Source organism: Actinoalloteichus hymeniacidonis, assembly GCF_014203365.1.
Taxonomy (GTDB): domain Bacteria; phylum Actinomycetota; class Actinomycetes; order Mycobacteriales; family Pseudonocardiaceae; genus Actinoalloteichus_A; species Actinoalloteichus_A hymeniacidonis.
In genome coordinates this window covers 5747022-5771057 of sequence record NZ_JACHIS010000001.1, presented here as the reverse complement: position 1 = coordinate 5771057, position 24036 = coordinate 5747022, and the positions used below count along the sequence as shown (strand labels likewise).

General features: G+C 68.1%; 20 protein-coding genes. 10 read left to right on the top strand and 10 right to left on the bottom strand.

Annotated features, from left to right (window positions below):
• The first annotated feature begins 1 nt into the window (after position 1).
• Both nuoN and BKA25_RS24535 read left to right on the top strand, forming a co-directional pair.
• Positions 2 to 1597, top strand: a complete 1596-nt coding sequence (nuoN, locus tag BKA25_RS24540) for an NADH-quinone oxidoreductase subunit NuoN (RefSeq protein WP_446323469.1) — start codon at positions 2 to 4, stop codon at positions 1595 to 1597.
• Between the two features lie 61 nt (positions 1598 to 1658).
• Entirely contained in the window at positions 1659 to 2711 is a 1053-nt protein-coding gene (locus BKA25_RS24535) for a polyprenyl synthetase family protein (protein WP_084642451.1), read from the top strand.
• Positions 2712 to 2903: 192 nt separating this feature from the next.
• On the opposite strand, the gene rarD is transcribed toward BKA25_RS24535, so the two are convergent.
• Positions 2904 to 3899, bottom strand: a complete 996-nt coding sequence (gene rarD / locus BKA25_RS24530; RefSeq protein ID WP_084642453.1) for an EamA family transporter RarD — start codon at positions 3897 to 3899, stop codon at positions 2904 to 2906.
• A gap of 394 nt (positions 3900 to 4293) precedes the next feature.
• Here rarD and BKA25_RS24525 point away from each other — a divergent pair, with 394 nt between their 5' ends.
• Positions 4294 to 6672 carry a sunset domain-containing protein gene (locus BKA25_RS24525; protein ID WP_069846308.1) on the top strand — a complete coding sequence of 793 codons (2379 nt, stop codon included), beginning with the start codon at positions 4294 to 4296 and terminating at the stop codon, positions 6670 to 6672.
• Positions 6673 to 6700: 28 nt separating this feature from the next.
• On the opposite strand, the gene BKA25_RS24520 is transcribed toward BKA25_RS24525, so the two are convergent.
• The 3 genes from BKA25_RS24520 to BKA25_RS24510 all read right to left on the bottom strand — a co-directional run bounded on the left by BKA25_RS24520 (position 6701) and on the right by BKA25_RS24510 (position 10598).
• The gene (locus tag BKA25_RS24520) at positions 6701 to 7765 is read right to left on the bottom strand and encodes a 2-oxoacid:ferredoxin oxidoreductase subunit beta (RefSeq protein ID WP_069846310.1); all 1065 of its coding nucleotides are present in this window, start codon (positions 7763 to 7765) and stop codon (positions 6701 to 6703) included.
• A 102-nt stretch (positions 7766 to 7867) separates the two neighbouring features.
• Positions 7868 to 9781: a 2-oxoacid:acceptor oxidoreductase subunit alpha gene (locus BKA25_RS24515; RefSeq protein ID WP_069846312.1), complete on the bottom strand. Its 1914-nt coding sequence runs from the start codon at positions 9779 to 9781 to the stop codon at positions 7868 to 7870.
• Positions 9782 to 10103: 322 nt separating this feature from the next.
• The gene (locus tag BKA25_RS24510) at positions 10104 to 10598 is read right to left on the bottom strand and encodes an Lrp/AsnC family transcriptional regulator (protein ID WP_069846313.1); all 495 of its coding nucleotides are present in this window, start codon (positions 10596 to 10598) and stop codon (positions 10104 to 10106) included.
• 74 nt (positions 10599 to 10672) lie between these two features.
• Here BKA25_RS24510 and ddaH point away from each other — a divergent pair, with 74 nt between their 5' ends.
• Positions 10673 to 11584, top strand: coding sequence for a dimethylargininase (gene ddaH, locus BKA25_RS24505; RefSeq protein ID WP_184285103.1), 912 nt, complete (start codon positions 10673 to 10675; stop codon positions 11582 to 11584).
• Between the two features lie 33 nt (positions 11585 to 11617).
• Here the strand turns inward: ddaH and BKA25_RS24500 are convergent, their stop codons facing one another.
• A complete protein-coding gene (locus tag BKA25_RS24500; protein WP_084642454.1) occupies positions 11618 to 12937 on the bottom strand; it encodes a sensor histidine kinase in 1320 nt (439 codons plus the stop codon).
• The gene (locus BKA25_RS24495) at positions 12930 to 13604 is read right to left on the bottom strand and encodes a response regulator transcription factor (protein ID WP_069846315.1); all 675 of its coding nucleotides are present in this window, start codon (positions 13602 to 13604) and stop codon (positions 12930 to 12932) included. Before BKA25_RS24495 ends, BKA25_RS24500 begins: the two co-directional genes overlap by 8 nt.
• Positions 13605 to 13802: 198 nt before the next feature.
• Here BKA25_RS24495 and BKA25_RS24490 point away from each other — a divergent pair, with 198 nt between their 5' ends.
• From BKA25_RS24490 to BKA25_RS24475, 4 genes are read left to right on the top strand one after another with little or no spacing between them, the layout of a single operon-like run.
• Positions 13803 to 14327: a hypothetical protein gene (locus BKA25_RS24490; RefSeq protein ID WP_069846316.1), complete on the top strand. Its 525-nt coding sequence runs from the start codon at positions 13803 to 13805 to the stop codon at positions 14325 to 14327.
• A 14-nt stretch (positions 14328 to 14341) separates the two neighbouring features.
• Positions 14342 to 15592, top strand: a complete 1251-nt coding sequence (locus BKA25_RS28535) for a peptidoglycan-binding protein (RefSeq protein ID WP_172803720.1) — start codon at positions 14342 to 14344, stop codon at positions 15590 to 15592.
• Positions 15589 to 16284, top strand: coding sequence for an ABC transporter ATP-binding protein (locus tag BKA25_RS24480; RefSeq protein WP_069846318.1), 696 nt, complete (start codon positions 15589 to 15591; stop codon positions 16282 to 16284). The genes BKA25_RS28535 and BKA25_RS24480 overlap by 4 nt, the downstream gene beginning before the upstream one ends.
• Positions 16281 to 17474, top strand: a complete 1194-nt coding sequence (locus tag BKA25_RS24475; RefSeq protein ID WP_069846319.1) for an ABC transporter permease — start codon at positions 16281 to 16283, stop codon at positions 17472 to 17474. Before BKA25_RS24480 ends, BKA25_RS24475 begins: the two co-directional genes overlap by 4 nt.
• A gap of 192 nt (positions 17475 to 17666) precedes the next feature.
• Here BKA25_RS24475 and BKA25_RS24470 read toward each other — a convergent pair whose 3' ends face one another.
• Positions 17667 to 17945, bottom strand: coding sequence for a hypothetical protein (locus BKA25_RS24470; RefSeq protein WP_069846321.1), 279 nt, complete (start codon positions 17943 to 17945; stop codon positions 17667 to 17669).
• A gap of 226 nt (positions 17946 to 18171) precedes the next feature.
• On the opposite strand from BKA25_RS24470, the gene BKA25_RS24465 reads away from it, so the two are divergent.
• Entirely contained in the window at positions 18172 to 18870 is a 699-nt protein-coding gene (locus BKA25_RS24465; RefSeq protein WP_069846323.1) for an MBL fold metallo-hydrolase, read from the top strand.
• A 49-nt stretch (positions 18871 to 18919) separates the two neighbouring features.
• Here BKA25_RS24465 and BKA25_RS24460 read toward each other — a convergent pair whose 3' ends face one another.
• Positions 18920 to 19819: a serine/threonine-protein kinase gene (locus BKA25_RS24460; RefSeq protein WP_069846324.1), complete on the bottom strand. Its 900-nt coding sequence runs from the start codon at positions 19817 to 19819 to the stop codon at positions 18920 to 18922.
• A 68-nt stretch (positions 19820 to 19887) separates the two neighbouring features.
• Positions 19888 to 21828 (bottom strand): N-6 DNA methylase, encoded by a 1941-nt coding sequence (locus tag BKA25_RS28155; protein WP_084642457.1) that lies wholly within the window; start codon positions 21826 to 21828, stop codon positions 19888 to 19890.
• A gap of 85 nt (positions 21829 to 21913) precedes the next feature.
• Here BKA25_RS28155 and BKA25_RS28755 point away from each other — a divergent pair, with 85 nt between their 5' ends.
• Complete coding sequence (locus tag BKA25_RS28755) at positions 21914 to 23443, top strand: PP2C family protein-serine/threonine phosphatase (RefSeq protein ID WP_069846328.1); 1530 nt, start codon at positions 21914 to 21916, stop codon at positions 23441 to 23443.
• Between the two features lie 91 nt (positions 23444 to 23534).
• Here the strand turns inward: BKA25_RS28755 and BKA25_RS24440 are convergent, their stop codons facing one another.
• Entirely contained in the window at positions 23535 to 23939 is a 405-nt protein-coding gene (locus tag BKA25_RS24440) for a RidA family protein (RefSeq protein WP_069846329.1), read from the bottom strand.
• Positions 23940 to 24036: the final 97 nt, after the last annotated feature.

The window sequence follows — 24036 nt, the reverse complement described above, 5'->3', positions numbered from 1 at the left end:
CGTGGAGAGCTACTCGATCGACTGGTGGGCGATCAGCCCACTGCTCGTCGTCTTCATCGCTGCCTTCGTCAGCGTCCTGTTCGAGGCGTTCCTGTCGAGGCCCAAGCGCTGGGCCGCGCAGGTCGGCCTGTCGATGGTGACGCTGGTGCTGGCGGCGCTGATGATGGTCCTCTACATCAACGAGGACCTGCGGGTCGGACTCGGCCTTACCGAGCAGGTGCCGATGGATCCGGCGTTCGCCGATGCGCAGCATCAGGTGCAACCGGTGACGACGTTCAACGGCGCGATCGCCGTCGACGACCCCACCATCTTCCTGTGGGGCACCTTGCTGGCCTTGGCGTTGCCCTCGCTGCTGATGATCGCGGACCGCTCCGTGGAGCGCGGCGGCGCCTTCGTCGCGCAGGCGGCCCTGCACGGGACGCAGGAGCGGACGCAGCCGGGTGCCACTCCGGGCATGCAGACCGAGGTCTTCCCGCTGGCGTTGTTCGCGCTCGGCGGCATGATGGCCTTCCTGGCGTCCAACGACCTGCTGACGATGTTCGTCGCGCTGGAGGTCCTCAGCCTGCCGCTCTACCTGATGTGTGGTCTGGCCCGTAGGCGCAGGCTCATCTCGCAGGAAGCGGCGGTCAAGTACTTCCTGTTGGGCGCGTTCGCCTCGGCGTTCTTCCTCTATGGCATCGCGCTGCTCTACGGCTTCGCGGGTTCCGTGCAGCTGTCGGCCATCGCGCAGGCCACCGCGGGTACCGACCGGTCGGAGACGCTGCTCTTCGCAGGCCTGGGTCTGCTGGTCGTCGGCCTGATGTTCAAGGCGTCCGTTGGTCCGTTCCACTCCTGGACCCCCGACGTCTACCAGGGCGCTCCCACGCCGATCACCGCCTTCATGGCGGCCTGTACCAAGGTCGCCGCGTTCGGTGCGATCCTGCGGGTGCTCACCGTCGCCTTCGAGGCGTCGAGCTGGGAGTGGGAGGGCGTGCTCTGGGCCGTGGCCATCGCCTCGATGGTGATCGGCGCGGTGCTGGGTCTGACCCAGACCGACATCAAGCGGATGGTGGCCTACTCGTCCATCGCCCACGCTGGCTTCCTGTTGGTCGGTGCGATCGCGCTGACCGACGAGGGTCTGGCGGGCACGATGTTCTACCTGCTCGCATACGGTTTCACCACCGTCGCGGTGTTCGGTGTCATCACCCTGGTCCGCGACTCCGACGGTGAGGCGACTCACCTGTCGAAGTGGGCCGGTCTGGCGAAGCGGTCACCCTTGGTAGCAGGCGTGTTCGCGTTCCTGTTGCTTGCGCTGGCGGGCATTCCGCTGACCAGTGGATTCATGGGCAAGCTCGCGGTGTTCTCGGCCGCGGTCGCGGATGGAATGGCTCCGCTGGTGGTGGTGGCCGTCATAGCCAGTGCCATCGCCGCGTTCTTCTACCTGCGTGTCATCGTGTTGATGTACTTCAGCGAGCCTGCTCCCGACGGGCCCACAGTGAGTGTGCCCGGAGCCTTCACCACGGCTGCGATTACGCTCGGTGTGGTTGTCACGCTGCTGCTCGGCGTGCTGCCGACGTTGGCCCTGGACTGGGCAGGCATTGGTGGGTTCACGTCGTAGGGCCTGTCAGCGCGATCCCCGCCCGTGTTTCGGGCGGGGATTGGCGACAGGCTCATGACGCATGAGCCCTTGGCGAGAAGGCGGCGGTGACGTGGCAGGCACGAGTCGGACTCAGGTCGGTGGAGGTCGGACCTCACCTCTGGAAATCGCGGACGAGGGACTGGCTGACGACCTCGCTGCGAGTCTGACCGAGGTCGAAGACCTGCTGTACGCCATGTTGCGCAGTGATTCGGACTTCGTCACCGAGACGTCGTCGCACCTCGTGGAGGCGGGCGGCAAGCGGTTCAGACCGATGTTCACGCTCCTGGCGGCGCAGTTCGGTGTACATGGCAAAGACGATGTGATCAAGGCCGCTGTCGCGGTCGAGCTGGTGCATCTGGCCTCGCTCTACCACGACGACGTCATGGACGAGGCCACCATGCGACGGGGCACGCAGAGTGCCAACGTCCGCTGGGACAACGCGGTAGCGATCCTGACCGGCGACTATCTGTTCGCCAGGGCCTCGTATCTGGTGGCGGATCTGGGCACCGAGGTCGCCAGGATCATCGCCGAGACCTTCGGCGAGTTGGTCACCGGTCAGATGCGCGAGACCGTGGGCCCCTCGGCGGGTGTCGACCCGGTCGAGCACTACATCCAGGTGATCACCGGTAAGACGGGATCGCTCATCGCGACGGCCGGTCAGTACGGTGCGATGTTGTCCGGCGCGCCGGAGGCACAGGTCAAGGCGCTCCGGCAGCTCGGCAGGTTGATCGGGATCGCCTTCCAGATCTCCGACGACATCATCGACATCGATTCGCCCATGCAGGAGTCCGGCAAGGTGCCCGGTACCGACCTGCGGGAAGGCGTTCTGACCCTGCCGATGCTCTACGCGATGGGCGAGCAGTCGCCGCACGCGGCCCGGCTTCGGGAGTTGCTGTCCGGACCGGTGGTCGAGGACGTCCTGGTCGAGGAGGCGTTGAGCCTGCTACGGGCCTCCTCCGGGGTCGCCGAGGCCCGGCGGACGCTGGCCGACTATGCCGAGCGGGCTCGCGCCGAGTTGGCCGTGCTGCCGCCGCACCCGGCCAGGGATGCGCTGGGCAGTGTGATCGAGTACGTCGTCGAGCGGAGCAGCTGACCCACCCCGTTCCCCGGGTGCCGCACGGGGTCGGCCGTGGGGTGACCCCTTCGCCGTCCGCCTTACCTCGGATAGGTCGTTGCCACGCCGGTCCAGTGCACGTCCTCGGCCGTTGTGCGGGTCATGGCGGGGCGTTCGGCGGCTCTGCCGGAGCGGGCGTCACGAAGTCTGCCGGGGCGTGGCACGGCCGATTCAGAGCCGATCCGGCTCGACCACGGTCGCCGCCTGTCGTCGTTGCTCGACACCGGCGGCCCTGCCTGCCCGCCGGGCGCGGTGCACCGCGTCGACGGTGAAGATCGCCAGCGCCACCCACACCAGTGCGAAGCCGAACCAGCGGGAGGCGGGCATCGGCTCGCCTGCGATGAGCACCGCCCAGAGCAGCTGCAGGGTCGGCGCCAGGTATTGCAGCATTCCCATCACGGTCAGCGGGATCCGCCGGGCCGCGAAGCCGAACAGCAACAGGGGCAGAGCGGTCATCGGACCGGCCAGGAACAGCAGGAAGCTGTACCAGGCGCCCTCGGTGACGAAGGTCGCGGCACCGGTGACCTGCAACCAGCCGAGGTAGCCGATCGCCACCGGCGCCAGCACCAGGCTCTCGGCGGTGAGACTGTTGAGCGAATCCAGCGGCACCGTCTTCTTCAACAGGCCGTACACCGCGAAGCTGCCCGCGACGACCAAGGCGATGACCGGCACCCGTCCGTAGTCCACCGTCACGATGACCACGGCGACGACGGCCACACCCAGCGCTATCCATTGCGGCGGCCGAAGCCGCTCGCGGAGCACGAGAACGCCGAGCAGCACGCTGAGAAGCGGGTTGATGTAGTAGCCGAGGGAGACCTCGATGACCCGCTCGGTGTGAACGGCGAAAATGTAGACACCCCAGTTGGTCGCGATCAATACCGAGGCAACCGAGATCATCGTCCAGGCGCGTAGTCCGAGCCCGCGTAAGGCGGACAATCTGCCCAACACCAAAGAAACGCCGATCATGAGAATCAGCGTCCATGCCAACCGATGGGCTAACACCTCGACCGCGCCCGACTGCTCCAGCAGGATCCAGAATCCGGGAGTGACGCCCCACAACACATAGGCACTCGCGCCGGACAACAGGCCGAGCCTGCTGCCTGCGCCTTCTGCCGTCGACTGCGAACCCGAGTGGCCTGTTGGGGCGGCTAACGGAGGGACGGACACGGGGTGAGCCTACGCCGCAGACCGGCGATATGCTTCGCGCTTTCCGTACGGTCGTACTACCGCATTCGGCTACCCCGCTTGCACATTCGAGCGCCATTCCTGGAAGGCTTGGGCCGGCGTTGGACGAAGCCGGTATCGCGGGCGCGCGGGGAGTGGACTCTCGGTGATTCTCTGCCGAGACCTCGCAGGCGTGGTGGCAGACGCGGGGTCGGGTCGGCAACACTGCGGGCTTGACGTGGCGCTCGAGTCTGCTTCGATGAGGCGCTACTGCGTGGGACGAACGACCCCAACCGGTGAAGACCGACGAGACGATGCGCTATCGGCGTGGTCATGGCACCGCGTTCAAGGCCAGGCACGGCCAGGGATGCGGGCGTGCGGCTAGGAGGGACTTCCTGTGACCTCGATCTTCGGGCAGGTATGGCTGTGGAGCCTGCTCGCCTTCGTCCTAGGGGTACTCATCACCTGGGCGTTGTTGGTTCGCCCTGCGCAACAACGGCTTTCCCGATTGGAGACCGACCGCGAGTCGGGCCCGGAACTCGACCATGCGGTCGACACCGATCAACCCGACGAGTTCGCCGGGCGGTCGCCGCAGCGTGCCGCCTCCGTGCAACGTGACTTCGACGGCGAGGACCTGCTCGCCGGTATTCGGGGCACGACGCCGAACCCGACGAGCAGACAGCCGATGCCGGAGACGTACGAGGAGCTGTGGGACAACAGTCCCGCGCCGTCGCCTCAGACCCGACACCTGCCGTCCCGCCCCGCCGAACCCCCGCGTCGACCCGAACCGACCAGATCCGACTTCTTCGCCGATCAACACGCCGATCGAACCCCCGCACGGCCCGATGCGCAGCAGCGCGGCAACCTCGACGACTCCCGCCGCGACCGGGGCCCCGGGCCACTCGACCAGTACCAGGGACCGACGGCGCAACGCCGTGAGCAACGGCCCGAGGCGCAGGCCGACCAGACCGCGGTCATCGACACCGGCTCCTTCTTCCCGCAGGCCGATGCCCGGCGTGCCGACCCGACGGCGAAACCCGCCCGCCCCGAACGTGGCTTCGACGGACCGAGCAGCACCAAGGCCGGGCCGGGACGACGTGACGAGACGATCGGCTGGCCGGATGAGATGGGCGACGCCGAACCTGCGGCGGATTCCCGGCCGCAGGACGCGTCGGTCGCCGACCTGTTGTCGGAGTCCGACCCGGATACCTGGCGTGGCAGCGAACCCGAGGGACTGGCTCGACCGGAACAGCATCCGCGCCGCAACCTGCCGGCCGCCGACGTCGCGGACGACCCGGCGCAGGCCGACGGCCTCGACGGCGCCTGGCCGCAGAGCGAGCAGCGCAGCGGTTCGAGCCTGGAGGACGTCGACGCCGACCAGCATCCGATGGCCCAGCCCACGCCGGGATCCGATGCGACCTCCTGGGTCGGCGATGTGGCCGAGCCACGCACCGATTTCTTCCGCCGATCCGACCTGTCCGCCACCGAGGAGCCCGCCGACCAGGTAGCGGCCGCCGAGTTCCCCACCGAGGACACCCCGGCCGAGGATCAGGCAGGCGACGAGCATCCCGTCGGGGAACACGAGTGGCCGGACCAGCAGGTCGTCACCCCACCGGAGCCGGAGCCGGGGGCGGCCTCCGAGTTGCCCAAGCGCAAGCCCTCGACGGCGAAGCGCGGCGATCGGACCCCTGGGCCGCTCGCCATCTCCGCGCGGCCCGAATCGCTTCCCGACGCCGACCAGGATGCCGCCGCAGTTCAGGATGGCGGCCTGCCTGCCGCGCCGGTCGAGCGATCGAACCTGGCCTCGGGTTGGCCGGTGCGTGATACCGCCGCCTCGGGTGCTGCGACGCCGACCCAGCAACCGGTGTCGATGTTCGAGCCCGCCATCGATCCGGTCGAAGAGCACGTCGAGGAAGCCGCCGAGGAATCGTCCGTCGGCACCGATCACGGGCGCGTCGATGCAGTCCAGTCCACAACCGAACAGGGTGAACAGACCGCGATGATCCCGATTGTGTCGATCTCCGACGACGAAGGGCCTGCCGGCTCGGCCGACCAGGGCCGGACTCCGGCGGAACCGGCGCAGCCCGCCGAGGACCAGGCGGACCGGCGTCGGACCGCAGGCGGTATCCCGCACGTCGCCGATCGGGCAACGGCCCGGCCTGCCTCTGCCGCCCTCGCCCGGCGCACCGATCCGCTCGACGATCTGGAACTCGGCGACGCCACCCCGTCGGCGGCCGACGCGGCCGACGCCGAGGACACCGGCGGCGAACGGTCCAGGTCGCTGTTCGAACCGGTGCTGGAGGCGGACAACGTCGCCCCCGGCCCGGCACCCAGCGGCGGAGCGGCCGAGTTCGTGTGGTTCGCGGGCCGAGGCCAGGCAGGCAGCCAGGCTGGTCCGCCGCCGCGACCGGCCCTCCCGGCCGGGTCGATACCCGCCATCGCCCAGCCGGTCATGCCGACCCCGTCCAGCTCTCCCGGCCGGGAACCATGGATCCCGATCCAGGACCTGGAGGGCAACCGGCTCGACGCGGCGACCCTGACCCCGAAGGGTGCCCAGCCATTCGGTCCGGGGTCCGCGCCCGCCGCGCCGGACGGTTCGGCGCCGACCGCCGACTACCAGATCAAGGCCAACGCCAAGAGCCGTACCTACTACACCGAGCAGTCGCCGCAGTTCGCCACGGCGAAGGCCCAGGTGTGGTTCCGCAGCGAGGCCGATGCCCAGCGGGCCGGGTTCGCGCCCTGGCACACCCGCAGATCCGGTTCCACCGGGCACTGACCCCGCTGCGGCCTTCAACGAAGCAGCGTCAACCCACGACGGTCCAGGTCTCGTTCCCGCGCAGCAGGTTCCCCAGATCGGGGGTCCGCTTGGCGGTCGCCTCGGCGACCTGCTCGCGGGCCAGATCGTCGTAGGTCGGCCTGGCCACCGCGCGGAAGACCCCCGTCACGGTCGGATCGAGATCCTGGCCGCCCAACCGGGACAGGGCGAAGGCATAACCGGGATCGGACCGGGTCGCGTCATGCACCACGATCGCGTCCCGGTCCACCTCCGAGGTCGCGGCCACCCGGAGCCCGAAACCGTCGGTCACCACCGCGTATTCGCCTTCGGCGCCGAACACGATGGGTTCGCCGTGTCGGAGTCCGATGATTCGCCGTTCCCGCTCGCCCGGTTGCTTGAGCACGTCGAAGGCGTCGTCGTTGAAGATCGGGCAGTTCTGGTAGATCTCCACCAGTGCCGTGCCGCGATGCTCCGCCGCCGCGCGCAGCACCTCGGTGAGCTGCTTGCGGTCCGAGTCCAGCGCCCTGGCCACGAAGGTGGCCTCGGCGCCGAGAGCCAGCGACACCGGGTTGAACGGGTTGTCCAGCGAACCGGCAGGCGTCGATTTGGTGACCTTGCCGACCTCCGAGGTCGGCGAGTACTGGCCCTTGGTGAGCCCGTAGATCCGGTTGTTGAACAGCAGGATCTTCAGGTTCACGTTGCGCCGCAGCGTGTGCACCAGGTGGTTGCCGCCGATGGACAGGGCATCGCCGTCCCCGGTGACCACCCACACGGAGAGGTCGGGCCGCGATGTGGCCAGACCGGTGGCGATCGCCGGTGCGCGACCGTGAATCGAGTGCATGCCGTAGGTGTTCAGGTAGTACGGGAACCGCGAGGAACACCCGATCCCCGACACGAAGACGATGTTCTCCTGGCGCAGCCCCAATTCGGGCAGGAAGGACCGCACGGCCGCCAACACGGCGTAGTCGCCGCAGCCGGGACACCACCGCACCTCCTGGTCGGAGGTGAAGCCCTTCGCCGTCTGCTTCTCCTCGGTTCGCGGAACCCCTGCGGTCCCGCCGATCAGCGGCAGCCCTAGCTCAACAGCCGTCATCTGTCGTCCTCCTCGAAAGCAGGTGTCCGGCGCGATGCCGTGTCGTCCATCGGATCGAGGCGGTCGCCGTGCCCTCGGCGTCGCCACGGGCGAGGCCGGAGGTCATGTGTCGACCCGGCCGATGACATCGGTCAGCACGTCTTGCAGCTCCTCTGCCTTGAACGGCAGCCCGGCGACCTTCGTGTGACTGATCACGTCCACCAGATGGCGGGCCCGGATCAACATGGCCAGTTGACCCAGGTTCATCTCGGGAACGACCACCCGGTCGTAGCGGGCCAGCACCTCGCCGAGATTGCCCGGCATCGGGTTGAGATGACGCAGATGAGCCGAGGCGATCGACAGACCCGCCGCCCGCACCCGACGGCAGGCCGCACCGATCGGACCGAAGGTCGAACCCCACCCGAGTACGAGCACTCTCGCCTGCCCGTCCGGATCGTCTACCGACAGATCGGGCACGGTGATGCCATCGATCTTGGCCTGTCGCAGGCGAACCATGCGGTCGTGGTTCTCGGGGGAGTAGGAGATGTCACCCCGACCGTCGGACTTCTCCAAGCCGCCGATGCGATGTTGCAGCCCTGCGGTTCCCGGGATCGCCCACGGCCTGGCCAGCGTCTCGGGATCACGCAGGTATGGCCAGAACTCGCCGGAGCCGTCCGGCGCGTTGGGTTCCGTGGCGAAGGCGACCCGCAGGTCGGGAAGGTCGTCGACCTCCGGAATCCGCCACGGCTCCGACCCGTTGGCGATGTAGCCGTCGGACAACAGCAGCACCGGGGTTCGATAGGTCAGTGCGATCCGCACCGCGTCCAGCGTGACCTGGAAACAGTCGGCGGGGGAGGCGGGCGCGAGCACCGGCACCGGCGCCTCGCCGTTTCGGCCGAACATGGCCTGCAACAGGTCGGCCTGCTCGGTCTTGGTCGGCAGACCCGTCGACGGCCCGCCACGCTGGATATCGCAGATCAGCAGCGGCAGTTCGGTCATCACCGCCAGGCCGACCGTCTCGGCCTTGAGCGCGATGCCGGGGCCGGAGGTCGACGTCACGCCGAGCGCCCCGCCGTAGGCGGCGCCCAATGCGGCGCCGACGCCGGCGATCTCGTCCTCGGCCTGGAAGGTCGTGACGTTGAAGTTCTTCTGCTTGCTCAGCTCATGCAGGATGTCCGACGCCGGAGTGATCGGATAGGTGCCCAGGAACACCGGTAGCTCGGCGAGAGTGCCCGCCGTGACGATGCCGTAGGCCAACGCGGCGTTGCCGGTGATCTGGCGATAGGTGCCCGGCGCGAGCTTGGCGGGCGCCACCTCGTAGGTGATGGCGAAGGCCTCCGTGGTCTCGCCGTAGTTCCACCCGGTGCGGAAGGCCAGCACGTTGGCCTCGGCGATGTCCGGCTTACGGCCGAACTTCTCCCGCAGGAACCGCTCGGTGCCCTCGGTGGGTCGGTTGTACATCCACGACAACAATCCGAGCGCGAACATGTTCTTCGCCCGCTCGGCGTCCTTCTTGGACAGCCCGGTCTCGCTGAGCGCGCTTCTGGTCAGCGTGGCCATCGCCACCTCGTGCACCTGGAAGGCAGCCAGTGACTCCCCGCCCAACGGGCTGGCGTCGTAACCCACCTTGGCCAGGTTGCGCTTGGTGAACTCGTCGGTGTTGACGATCAGGATCCCGCCTGCGGGCAGATCGTCGATGTTGGCCTTGAGCGCGGCGGGGTTCATCGCCACCAGCACGTCGGGTCGATCGCCCGGGGTGAGGATGTCGTAGTCGGCGAAGTGCAACTGGAAGCTCGACACCCCGGGCAGCGTTCCGGCTGGGGCCCGGATCTCGGCCGGGAAGTTCGGCAGCGTCGCGAGGTCGTTGCCGAACGCGGCGGCCTCGGAGGTGAAACGGTCTCCGGTCAGCTGCATCCCGTCGCCCGAATCACCGGCGAAGCGGATGACGACTCGGTCGAGTCGGCGGCTCGCGGCATCGGGGGAGGGACCGCCTCCGCTCCCGTCCGAGCCTGGATCGTCGTGTTTGGTCACCGTCATTGCTCGTTTCCTCACGGCTGTCGGGGACAACGGCGTGGGCAGGCAAACAAGAACAGAACGTGGAGGACGCCAGCCCGCGGGTGTCGGTCGGCTGTTTCCCAGTCCGCTGGGGGTGTGGCCCGCATGATGGCTCCACCGAGGGCGCGAGGTGTGCCGCCACCAGTGGGCCCGGCAGAGGCGTGAACGCGGGATATCGGCGCTCGCCATCGATTCGGGCCGGACAGTCAGGTCGTGGCGGCTCCCCCTCGGGCTCATGGCCGGTCTCGGCGATGTGCACGCTGCGCGTCCAACACTACCGAGGAGACTGGTGCGAATGCTTGTGTCAAATGGGGCCGATCGCACCCTGGGACGGGCCGCGATCCAGCCCAGTGCCGCCCTCGGGCATGGCTGGACGTTCCAACAGTTTGGAGAGCACCACCGTGGAGACCGTGCGGTCGATGAAATCCACCGCCCGTAGCCGTTCCAACGCGGTCTCCAGATGCTGGATGCTCGCGGCCCGCAGATGCACGATGGCGTCGGCGGCACCCGACACGGTGTACGCACCCACCACCTCGGCCAACGGTTCCAGCCCGACCCGGATCTGACCCGGCGTCACATTCCCGTGGCAGTAGACCTCGACGAAGGCCTCGGTGCCCCAACCCAGGGCCTCCGGATCGACCACCGCGGTGAAGCCGCGCAGCACCCCGAGATCCAGCAGTCGATCCACCCGACGCTTCACTGCGGGGGCGGACAACCCGACCTTCGCGCCGATGTCGGCGAAGCTCGAACGGGCATCGGCCACCATGCACGAAATGATTCGATGGTCAGTCTTATCCATACGAAACATTCTGCCCTTTAAAACGCAATACAGCGGCGTTGTTCGGGTGTCTCCGAGCACTTACATTTCGATACATGACGGTCGCGGATGTGCAGGGAATCGGCCCCTCCGGTCTGGGAGGTGGTGCCACGGTCGCCGTGGACCATCCCGCCGTGGTCGAACCAAGACTGGCCACCCCGAGGCGTTACCTGATGTGCCCGCCGGAGCACTTCACCGTCTCCTATGCGATCAACCCGTGGATGAACCCCGAGGTGGCCGTCGATACCGCCGAGGCCATCCGGCAATGGGACGCGCTACGCCGAACCTATGAGCGGCTCGGCCACACCGTCGAGGTGATCGACGCAGAGCCGGGCCTGCCCGACATGGTGTTCGCCGCGAACTCGGGCACCGTGGTGGACGGCCGGGTCCTCGGCGCGCGATTCCGCGCCCCCGAGCGGGCCGCCGAGGCCGAGCACTACCGACGTTGGTTCGTGCGCAACGGCTTCCGCGACGTGGTCATGCCCAGCTGCACGAACGAGGCGGAGGGCGACTTCACCTGGACGGGGTCGCTACTGCTTGCTGGCACCGGGTTCCGCACCGACCCCGGCGCACACAGCGAGGCCCAGGAGACCCTGGGCGTGCCGGTGGTGTCGCTGCGGTTGATCGACCCGAGGTACTACCACCTCGACGTCGCACTGTTCGTGCTCTCCGAGGGCAGCGCCACGGTCGCACCCCTGGTCGCCTACTACCCGGAGGCGTTCTCGCCGGGCAGCCTGCGGGTGCTGCGTCGCTTGTTCCCGGACGCGGTCATCGCCACCGAGCACGACGCGGCCTGCCTCGGGCTCAACGCGGTCTCCGACGGCCGAAACGTGGTGCTGCCCATCGAGGCCGTCGGCCTGGCCGAACAGGTCGCCCAGCGGGGTTTCGAACCGCACTTCGTCGACATCGGCGAACTGCGCAAGTCCGGTGGCGGACCGAAGTGCTGCACGATGGAGTTGCGGGGCTGAGCCTGCGCGGATGCCCGCGGCGGTGGTGCGTTGTCAGGAACGTTCCTTCTCGGTTCCATAGCCGGGAATCCGCACCATCGCCGTCAGCCCGCCGCCGGAATTGGCGGTCAACTCCAGGCTTCCCCGGTGCGCCTCGACGATGGCGGTGATCAGCGCGAGGCCGAGCCCGTGCCCTCGGCGGCCCGAACGATCGGCGGAGCGCCCAGCACCCCGGAAGAACGGCTCGGTGAGCATCGTCAGGGTCTCGGGCGCAATCACCGCGCCGGTATTGGAGACCCGCAGCCATGCGCCCGCGCTGCCGCCTCCGGCCGGGCCGCTCTCGACGGTGATCGAGCCGTTCGCCTTGTTGTGACGCACCGCGTTGTACAGCAGGTTCACCGCGAGCTGGCGGAGGAGGACCGCGTCGCCTGCCGCCGAGGACTTCTCAATCCGGCTGATCACGGTGACGCCCGACTCCGCCGCCTCGCCACCGGCATCGGCGAGCGCCTTGTGCAGCACGTCATCGAAGTCGACCTGCGCGGTGGCGAGCGGGTTGCCGCCGATCTCGGCGAGGTCCAGCAGGGACTCGACCGTCTCGATACTGCGCCGGTTGGTGAACTGCAATCGAGCGATGAGACCGGGGACGTCGTGGTCGTCGATGCCGCCCGCCGCGACATCGAGCATCGCCTTACTGGTGGCCAGTGGGGTGCGTAATTCGTGCGAGGCATCGGCGGCGAAGCGTTGCTGCGCCCGAAACGATCGATCGAGTCGTTCCAACATCGAATCGAAGGTGTCGGAGAGGTCCTTGAACTCGTCGTCGGGGCCGCGCAGACCTACTCGGTGATCAAGACTGCCCGCACCTGCCCGCTGTGCCGCGGCGTTGATCTGCTGCAACGGTCGCAGGACCCGGCCCGCGACCACCCAACTCACCCAGGCGCCCGCGATCCCCAGAACCAACAGCGTCCCGATCGAGACGGCCAACAGGGTGTTCAGCACGTCATCGCGGTCGTAGATCGTCAGGTTGACCGCGTCCATCGTCTCGGCCGGGCTGGTCGGTCCACTCGTCTCCTCGATCGGCTCGGTCACCCGCTGGGGAAACCCCTCGGGGGAAATCTCCGCCCAATCTCCGGATTCCGAGGCGTGGTCGGCCCTGGCGATCGCATAGTTCGGCACGAACCGCATGAAGCTGTAGATACCGATGACCATCGCCACGCCCAGCAACAGCAGGAAACCCGTGTAGGTGATGGTGAGCCGGACCCGCACGGTGAACCGGGGCCTGCGCGGTTGTCTCCGCTGCGCGCCCTCCTGATCTGAGCCGCCCTGCTCGTCAGCAGCGGTGGGGAGTCGCGTCATGGGCGCGGTGGCCTCAAACATGGCGCGCGGGATCCTGAACTCGGTAACCGACGCCCGGGACGGTCTGGATCACCCACGGCTGGCCGAGCCGTTTACGCAGCGTCGAGATGGTCACCCGGATGGCATTGGTGAACGGATCGGCATTGCGATCCCACGCCTTCTCCAACAGGGCCTCGGCGCTGACCACGCCGCCGCCCGCCGAGAGCAGGATCTCCAACACCGCGAACTCCTTGCGACTGAGCCGCACCAGCCGACCCTCGCGGTAGACCTCCCGGCGAAACGGATCCAGCCGCACTCCGGCCAGCTCCAACAGCGGGGGACTGTCCCGACCCGTCCGGCGGTTCAGCGCGCGCAAGCGCACCACCAGCTCGGGAAATTCGAACGGCTTGGCGAGGTAGTCGTCGGCGCCGATCTCGAAACCGGTCACCTTCTGTTCGAGCCTGCGGGCCGCCGTCAACATGAGCACTCGGCACTTCCATGGGGAGGCGACGATCTGTCTGCAGACATCGTCGCCATGGGTGCCGGGGATGTCCCGGTCGAGCACCACCACGTCGTATTCGTCGACGGCGAGCGCCTCCAATGCGCTGTCGCCGTCGTGCACGATGTCCGGGGTCATCGCCTCGCGGCGTAACCCCGCGGCAATGGCATCCGCGAGATACACCTCGTCCTCGACGACCAACACCCGCATCGAAACTCCTGTCTTATCCGCCGCAGACATTCCAACGGCCGGGGAGCGTCGAGTACACCATCCAGCGCCTATGCAGAAGATAAGCGATTTCGCAGATCATCTCGTAACCCTTCATTCGGTGAACTGATCCCGCCCCACAGCCGGGGCCGACGAGCGTCGTCGGTCCTTTCGAATCGCTGGGGCGAGAAGGAGCCGAAGATGAAGATCAGTGCACGCCGGTCGTTGCGAAACGCCTTGCTCGTGCTGCCGTTGGCAGTGCTGCTGACCGGGGCCTGCGGCGGCGGGGAAGAGGAGAGCAGCCCGGCGCCGGATGCGGGCAACGATGCTGCCAGCGGTGGCACGGAGCAGGCGGGCACCGATGACGAACTGGAGGAGTGGGGTCTCAACTTCCGTAGCTGTATGCGGGACGCGGGCATCGACATGCCGGAGCCCGAGGGCGGGATGATGGAGGCCCCCAGCGCCGACATCATCTCGTCTGACGCCTTCATCGAGGCGGACGAGGCCTGCCGGGAGGAGTTCGGCGAACCCCCGATGGCCGAGGGCGGGCTCGATCCCGAGGAACGCCACGAGGAGAACCTGCGCATCGCGAGCTGTTTCCGAGAGAACGGCGTCGACGTGCCCGACCCGGCGCCCGGCGAGATGCTCACGATCGACCTGGAGATCCCCGAGGACGTCTTCGAGGCATGCGACGTCCAGGGGCTGCCCACCGGCGCCGGATCCTGAGGGGACGGGCGGGCGTGAGCAGGGAGCTCAGTGACGAACGGGCCGACCGGTCGTCGGAGTCGGATGTGCAGCAGGACCCGGTCGATGCCGTCGGGGGCGCCCGGGAGACCACGTCATCGGTGCAGGAAGAGAAAGTGAACCGATCAGAGCACGCCCGGCCAGCGGCGAAACAGGATGATGTCGCTCGACCGCGCAAGAAGCGACGGCGTTCGCTGATCATCGGCGCCGTAGTGGCCCTCCTCGCCGTCGGCGGTGCGGCCGGGGTGTACGCCTACGACCGATCACAGGCTGCCCAAGCCGACGAGAGCAGCATGCCGAAGGCGGACATCACCACCGAGACGATCGTGCGTGGTGACCTCACCGGAAGCACCCGGGTACTGGGCACGCTGGAGTACTCCGGCGGGTCCGGTATCCCCTCGGCGATGTCGGGCACGATCACGGAACTGCCCGAAACCGGCCAGGAACTGAAGCTGGGTTCGGTGGCATTCCGGGTCGACAACCGGCCGGTCATCCTGATGCACGGTCAACTGCCCGCGTGGCGGTCCTTCGAATACGGAATGGACGACGGACCCGACGTCCGCCAGCTGGAGGAATCGCTCGCAGCACTGGGTTTCTTCACCGACGAACCGGACGACACCTTCGGCTGGCCGACTGCGACCGCGATCCAGAACTGGCAGGGCGAGCACGGACTGGACAAGACCGGCGAGATCGAGATGGGCGAGATCGTCTTCACCTCGGGAGACGTTCGGGTCGGATCGCTCGGCGCCGCCGTGGGCGACCAGGTCGGACCTGGCGCCGACGTCCTGGGGGTCACCGGAATCGACAAGATCGTCTCGGCCGAGCTGGACCTCAAGGATCAGTCACTCGGGGTCCTGGACAAGGCCGTGACCGTCAGCCTGCCCGGCGGTACCCAAGCTGCGGGCACGGTCACCTCGGTGGGCGCGCCCGTCGAGACCGAGGGCGACATGGGTCCGAAGGTGCGCATTCCGGTGACCGTCACGCTGGACGACGCCGCAGACGCGGACGGCCTTCAACAGGCCGACGTGAGCGTCGACTTCGCCAGCGAGACCCGCGAAGACGTCTTCTCGGTTCCGGTCTCCGCGCTTCTGGCCCTGCCCGAGGGCGAGTTCGGGGTGGAGATCCTCGGCGCGGATGGCGCGGTCGAGGAGATCACCATCGAGACCGGGCTGTTCACCGATGGACGGGTCGAGATCTCCGGCGAAGGGCTGGCCGAAGGTCAGGAAGTCGTGGTGCCCTCGCTGTGAATCCCATCATCGAACTACGCGGGGTCTGCCGTGATCACGGGCACCCCCCGGTCCAGGCGCTCAAGGACGTGTCGCTGCGCATCGATCGGGGGGAACTCACCGCCATCGTCGGGCCCAGCGGTTCCGGTAAATCGACCATGCTCAACCTGATCGGTACCCTCGACCGGCCGAGTCGGGGCACGGTGATCATCGATGGTCAGGACGTCGCCGAACTGTCGGATTCCGATCTGTCGGCCGTGCGGGCCTACCGGATCGGTTTCGTCTTCCAACAGTTCCACCTCGCCGAGGGCGTGACCGCCGTCGACAACGTCGCCGACGGACTGCTCTACACGGGGGTTCCCCGCAGGCAACGGCGAAAGCGCGCGATCGAGGCCTTGCGTCGAGTGGGACTCGACCACCGGTTCGATCACCTGCCCAACCAACTCTCCGGCGGGGAGCGTCAGCGGGTCGCCGTCGCCAGGGCCGTCGTGGGCGAACCGCCCCTGCTGTTGGCCGACGAGCCCACCGGCAACCTGGACTCCACCTCGGGCGCCGAGGTGGTCCGGCTGCTGCGCGACCTCAATGCGAGTGGGACCACGGTCGTCGTGATCACCCACGACGTCGAGCTGGCCGAGATGCTGCCGCGTCGGATCACCCTGCGCGACGGCACGCTGATGGCCGACTCGGCCGCGATGGTCGGAGCGGGTTCGTGAAGGCGCCGTGGGGCCGATCGCGCGTGCGCGGTGCGGACGTGGTCCGCCTCGGCACCACCGGATTGCGGGCCCGGCCCGCACGGGCGATCCTCTCCGCGCTCGGTATCGCCATCGGTATCGCGGCAATGGTCGCCGTGGTCGGCATCTCCACATCGAGCCAGGCCCGCTTGGACGCGCAGCTGGAGGCCCTGGGAACGAACCTGCTGACGGTCACGCCGAACGTCAAGGGCTTCAACGCGCAGGCGGTGCTGCCCATCGAGTCCGCCGACATGGTCGGCCGCATCGACGGGGTCGAACAGGTCGGTTCGGTCGGACTGTTGGAGAACCTCAAGGTCTACCGCAGCCATCTGGTGGACGAGAACGAGTCCGGCGGCATCGACATCAACGCCGCGCACCCCGATCTGTTGAAGGTCACCGGCGCGGAACTGGCCACCGGGAGCTGGCTGAACCCCTCGGTCGGTGAGTTCCCGGCCGTGGTGCTCGGATCGAAGGCGGCCGAACGACTGGGCATCATCGCCGAGGGCAGGCAGGTGTGGCTGGGCGGGCGCTATTTCACCGTGATCGGCATCCTGCAACCGGTGCCACTGGCCCCGGAACTCGACACCACGGCCTTGATCGGGCCGGAGATCGCCGTTGAGGAATACGGTTTCGACGAGCATCCGACGACGATCTACGAGCGGTCCTCGGATGACGCGGTGGCCTCGGTTCGGGAGCTACTCCCGTCGACGGTCAACCCCGAGACCCCCGAGGATGTCGCGGTGAGCAGGCCCTCGGATGCGCTTGCCGCCCGGCAGGCCGCCGATGACGCCTTCACCGGACTGCTGTTGGGCCTCGGTTCGGTTGCTCTGCTGGTCGGTGGCATCGGCGTGGCGAACACCATGATCATCTCGGTGCTGGAGCGACGGCGCGAGATCGGCCTGCGGCGCGCGCTCGGCGCGACCAGGGGACACGTCCGAGTCCAGTTCCTGACCGAGGCGCTGGTCCTCTCGGCGCTGGGTGGCCTGGCCGGAGTAGCCATCGGCGTCGGCGTGACCACGGGATTCGCCGTCTCGCAGGACTGGCCGATGGTCGTCCCGATCGAGGTGCTCGCGGCAGGAGTCGGGGCGACGGTGGTGCTCGGCGGCCTGGCCGGTCTGTACCCGGCGGTGCGAGCGGCGCGGACCCCGCCGACGACCGCACTCAGCGGGTAGCCGAAGCCGGGGGGCTGTATTCGGCTGGGCATTCGGCTGGCTTCGGTGGAGAACACCGGAGCCAGCCGTTTCGCGTTGTCCCCCGTCGATGGGGATCGGAGGCGATGTCGGCGCTCATGGTCGGCGGTTCTCGAGAATCGGTCGGGCCGGGCCGGCGACCGGGTGTGGCGGCGGGCCGGCCCGGGCGGCCGGTTAGTCGGTGACGAGCGCGAACTCCTCGATCAGACGATTCTCATGGTGAACCACCACGCGGTTGGAACGGGTCCAACTCTGCTCGATCGACACGTTGACAGCACTCTTGTCGGATAACTGGGCGTCGAACTCGGTGATCAGCCGAGCTGTCTTGCTCTTCGCCAACTCGCGCCCGTTCAGCAGCACGCTGAACCGAGTGTCGATGTCTCCGCCCATGATTGCCACGGCGACCAGATCGTCACCGATCTGGATCTGCCGCCGGTGTAGGAACGTGTCCACGTGCGAACCTCGATGCCATCGCTGGGTGACCTCTCGATCCTTGTACCTGCGATTCTCCCATCGAATACCGTCAATCCCGACCCGCGGTGGGCGCCCGCGATCTCGATCGTGGTGGTTTCCCGGACGCCGCAGCCGAACCCGGCGCTCGCCGTGCTCGCGAAAGGCCTCGGTTGCGCTGGCTGCGAACAGTCGCGACGAGATCCCCGCAGGTCGTTAGCGTCGAACCATGCAGATCACCGAGGTATTGCCGAGCCTGCACCGGATCTCCTTCGACCACGGGCAGGCCTACCTGTGGAGCGATCCGGACGCGCTGACCCTGATCGATACCGGCCATCGAGGCTCCGGTGCCGAGATCGACGCAGCCATCCGGCACATCGGCCGGGATCCGGGGCAGCTCAGCCGGATCATCCTGACGCACTGGCATCCGGACCATGTCGGATCCGCCGCCGAGATCGCCGACTGGCATGACGGGGTGACAGTGTTCGCATCGGCCGCCGACACGCCCGTGATCCGAGGCGATCAACAGGGACCGGCGCCGGTGCTGCCGGAGTCCGAACGCGCGCTCTACGAGCGGATCGTCCCCGGGGTGCCAGCCGCACCGCCGGTTCGGGTCGACCGCGAACTGGTCGACGGCGACCTGCTGGACTTCGCGGGCGGAGCCGCGGTGATCGCCGTCCCCGGCCACACCGAGGGCAGCATCGCGATTCACCTGCCCGTGCACCGAGTGCTGTTCACCGGCGACACGGTGGCCAACGTCGACGACGTGACCACCCTCGGAGTGTTCAACGTCGATCGCGCCCAGGCCATCCGCTCACTCCACACCCTCGCAGGCTTCGATGCGGACGTGATCCTGGTCGGTCACGGTGAGCCGATCACCGCCGACGGCGCCGCCCGCCTACGCAAGACGGCGGCGGCGACGGACTGAACCCACCCTCCCGGCCCGAGCTCGGCGATTCCCGCAGCCGACTCGGGAATCAGGAGTCGGCGAGCACCTCGCCGAGAATCCGGGCATACATCCGGCCTGGACTGGGCTCCGAGGCAGGCCGCAGGAAGCCCGGCAACAGCGGGGGAGCCGCCGCGAACGGCGCCAACTGCTCGAACAGCACGGTCGCGTCCGCAGGGCGGTCCGCAGGCTGCTTCTCCAACAGGGCGAGCAGCAGCCGGTTGAGTTCCGACGGCATCCCCGGCACCGGCTGCGGCTGTTCCTTCACCTGCTTCTCGAACACCGCGTAGGCGGTGGGGCCGGTGAACAACTGCCTGCCGGTCAGCATCTCGTGCAGCACACAACCGAGGGCGTAGAGATCGCTGCGTGGGCCCGCCACCCCGCGCTGGATCTGCTCCGGCGACATGTACGCGGGGGTACCGAGAATCTGCCCTGCCCTGGTGAACTGGGCGACGTCGGAATCCCGCAACAGCGCGAGCCCGAAGTCGAGGACCATCACGCTGCCATCGGGACAGAGCATCAGGTTCGTCGGTTTGAGGTCGCGGTGACAGATGGACAGCGTGTGCGCCGCCGCGAGCACCGCGCACGCTTGGGCGCCGATCGCGGCGGCCCACGGCACCGGGAGCGGACCGTACTCGCCGACCAGGTCCGCGATCGTCACGCCGTCGATGAACTGCATGACCTGGAACAGTCGCTGGTCGAACACCCCGAAGTCGAAGAGGATCGGCGCACCCGCGTGCTGCAATCGCGCCAGGATCCGGGCCTCCCGAATGAACCGCTGCTCCAGTTCCTCATCCGGTCCACCGGGCAGATTGAGGAACTTCACCGCGACCCGTCGGTCCAGATGCCGATCGTGGGCCTGGTAGACCGCGCCCATGCCACCTCGGCCCAGCGGCAACTCCGCCAACTCATATCGGTCTGCGACGAGCACGCGCCCTCCCACAAAACGACCGGCCCCCGGTGGGCGAAGCGCCCTTCTCGCTGTCGAACGCCATGAGGCTAGTCCGGTGCCAGCTGACCGTCGGTGAGACCGTCGAAACCCGACCGCACCAGCGTTGCACCCAGCTCGGACGTCCGACGCAACGCATCCTCCAGTTCGATCAAGGCCCGGAAAGCCTGCCCATAACGCTGCTGTTCGGCCAGGGGCAACCTGGGCAGTCGGGTCCGGCGGGCATCGATGCGACTGGATCCCGAGACAGGATGCCGTTGACCGCCACGCAGGAAACCGGCGAGGAAATCCGGGTCCATTCGATCGGCGTCGACCCGGTACAGGGTGAGGTGGGGTCCGAGCACCGCGCCCTGTTCGGTGATGACCCTGGCCAGGCCGGTGGCGGTGGCCACCACGTCACCGGGGACCAACGACACCAGCTCTGGTTCGGCCGTGACCCGGCCGGACGGCGTTGCACCTGCAGCGAGATCCTCGCCGGTCAACATCGGAAGCTCGCCGCTGTCCACCGCCATGCGAGGGGGTGCGGTCAACACACTGATCAGCCCGGCCTTCACCAGTTCGCCGACCGTGGTGATCGCGAACGCCCGTGGCTCGGTCAGCACGGCCAACTCCGGCGGGGTGGCCGAGAGATTCCGAAAACCCTCGAGGGCGGCCTGGAACTCGGCGCCGACCTCGCCTGCGGGCCGGGTGCGATGCCGGGCGGGGCTGAGGTCGACCTCATCGTCGAGCAGGTCGATGACCGCCACCATGACACCGTCGGTGGCGTGATCGGACGAGGGGCCGGGAACGGTGTCGGGGCCGGGGCCGGGGCCGGGGCCGGGGGCAGAGCCGGGGCCGGCGGCAGGACCGGAGCCGGGGCCGGGGCTGAGGCCTTGGTCGGGGTCGGGGGTGGCGGCTTCCGTGATCCGAGCCAACGCGGCCTCGGCGCCCGCCAGATCGCCCTCGGCCTCCGCAAGCAGGATGTGTTGCGGAGTGCGGTCGTTCGGCTCGGGACGACGCAGCAGCCATAGGTCGTTGCCGCCGATGCCGAGACTCACCACGGCGCGCAGCGCGCCTGCCCGCAGGAGATTGCTGCGGATCCGGCGTCCCGGCTTACGGCTGGCCGAGGCGGGCGGCATGAGGATCGCGACCACTCCACCCGGTCGGACCCGGGCCAAACAATGTTGCACCCAGGCGAGTTCCGATTCGCCGCGTGGCGGAAGTCCGTACTCCCAGCGCGGATCGCCGGTCAGCTCGTCGTATCCCCAGGTGCGCTCGTTGAACGGCGGATCACAGACCACCGCATCGGCCTGCGTGTGCTCGAACCCGTCCCGGAGCAGGGAATCCTCGGCGATCAGCCTGGCGTCGACCCCGCGAAGTAGCAATCGGACCGCCGCGATGACCGCCGAGGATGCGTCGATCTCCTGACCGAGCACGCGACTTGCCGGGATCGCGCAGAGCAGATTCCCCAGCCCACAGGCGGGATCCAGCACGGTGCCGTCATCGGGGGCGACCACCCGCGCCAACAGCTGGGCGACGTCGGCGGGAGTGGTGACCAACCTGCGGGAATGGGCCTGCTGATAGCGCTCGCACAGGAACTCGAACGCATCCAGGTGGCCGTCCTCGGCTGCCAATCGGCCGATCAACCGATGGGCCTCGGGATCCTCGATGGGCGTGGGTCTACTGGGCAGTCTGTCGACGTTCTCATCGTCGCCGTCGCGCAGCTGCAACAGCAGGACGCCTGCCGCAGCCACCGTCTCACCGAGCCTGAGGTCATCGGCCCCGGCCCGAAGGCGCTGCCACACCCGATCGCCGAGTGATACCACTGCCGGCTTGCCGTGCTTGGTGAGCCAGTTCTCCACGGCCAACAGCGAGAACAGCGGACTCGACGCGGTGCCGCCGACCGGAGGCGGGAAGTCGTCGTGCCTGCGGCGCCAATTGCTGACCGCCGCCCGACCCATCCCGACGAGCCTCGCGATGTCGCCGGTGCTCACCGTGGCATCTGGGTTCACGACGACCAGCCTAGTTCCCGCTGGCGGCGAAGACTCCACAGCGCTGTTAATTGTGAATTGCGTCAACACGGGATTTAATGGGTTCATGGATTACGTTGCGACGGCCCGACTCGTCTACGCCGGTGATTCGCACCCCGGACAGGCCAGAACCGCCAACGAGGACTCCGCCTTCGCCAGTCCGCGCCTGCTCGCCGTCGCCGACGGGATGGGCGGACACGTCCACGGCGAAGTCGCCTGTACCGAAGCGGTGCGAGCGCTTGCCGAGCTGGACACCCGACTGGCCTCCTCGTACGGGGCACCCCAGGAGTGGGAGCGGCGCGGTTCCACCCGGCTCGATCCGGGACGGCCCGATGCAGTGCGGCCCGACGCAGAGCGCGTCGATGTAGAGCGGCCCGAGGTGGCCCGGCCCGAGGCGGCATGGCCACCGTTGGCGCGGCCTGAGTTGGTGCCTGATCCGGCGCGACCTCTGTTGGCGCGGTCCGGTTCGGTGCGGCCGGAACTGGCGCACCCGGAAGCAGGACGGCTCGATTCTGTGCCTGCCGAACCGGCCCGGTCTGGGATGAACCACGCGCACCCGGTGCGCCCTGATCCCGTGGAGTCGCTCGGCGCCTGCATCGCGGATGTGTTCACGCGCCTATGCGAGATCGGGCTACGCCGGCCGGAACTGACGGGAATGGGGACGACACTCACCGCGCTGGTGTTCGACGGAGACCGCCTCGGTGTCGGCCATATCGGTGACTCTCGCGCCTACCTGCTTTCCGCAGGAGTGCTACGCCAGATCACGCGAGACCACACCTTCGTTCAATCGTTGGTTGACCAAGGACACCTGACACCTGCACAGGCCGCCGAGCACCCGCGCCGATCGATGGTCGTACGAGCCCTGCAAAGCGGCGGACCGGTGCCCGAGGCGGACCTCTTCTTCCACCGAATCGCACCGGGCGACCGATTGCTGGTCTGCTCCGACGGGCTCACCGATGTGCTCGCCGACGAGACCCTGTCCGTTGTTCTGGCCACGCAGGCAGAACCAGCTGATGCGGTGCATCGACTGATCGACCTGGCCAATCGCGCAGGCGGACCGGACAACATCACCTGCCTGGTCGCCGATGTGCTGCCCGGCGACCGCCGAGACGCCGAAGAGGCGCCGCATCCCGCGATCCCGATCGACAACGACCGGACGGGAGGACGGCTGATCCTCGGAGCGGCGGCGGACCGCCTCAGCGCTGCGGTCGGGAACCTGCCTACCGACGAGGGCGGGAACCTTGCCGGTGACGGGAGAACCGGTGTCACCGGTCCCGAGGAGGCGGGTGCGACCGCCACCAACGGCCGGGTGCCGACCGATACCGCTCCGAAAGCCCATGGGGCAGCGCTGGACGGCACAGACCACGCACGGAACGAGCGGACCGAGCGGGTCGAACGCGAACGATCGGGCCACGAACCTGCCGCGCACGGACCGCTCGGGCCTGCACGCACCGGCGATGAAAGGGCCAGACCCGCAGGCGCCGACCCCGAAGATCTCGGCCACGAACATGTCCGCGAATCGACCGTCCCGTCGGAAACCGAGAACCGTCGCGGCACCCGACGATGGCGGCTGCCTCGCTGGGCCCGAAAGCCCTGACGGGACAAGCCAACCGACGCCGGATGAGACCCAATTCGAAATCGGTCCACGCCGACCGGCTCGTCCCTACCGACTACCTCGCCTTACCCGGTCAACGCACGGCCGCGACCGCTTCTACCTCGACGAGTTGATCGTCGTAACCGAGCACGGTGACACCGAGCAGAGTGCTCGGCGGATCGTGATCGCCGAACGCCTCCCGCACGACCTCCCAGGCACTCACCAAATCTGCTTGCCTGCTGGAAGCCACGTAGACGGTGCTCTTGACCACATCGGACAGCTCGGCGCCAGCATCGCGCAGCGCGACCTCCAGGTTGCGCATCACCTGCCGTGCCTGCTCGGCATAATCCCCGACCGCGACGGTATTGCCGTCCGCATCCAGAGGGCAGGCGCCTGCTGCGAAAACGAGACGGGCTGATGCATCGACGGTGCTGGCATAGGCGTATTCGGCGACATCGGATAGTTGAGGGCTACGGATCAATTGGGCAGGTCTAGGCACTCCCGGATGTTAACCAGCTTGCTCCCGTCCCCAAACGGATTTAGGCGTGATGCGCAGTTCCTCCTCCGTAGACCGCAGCCAGCTCGGGTGAGCATTC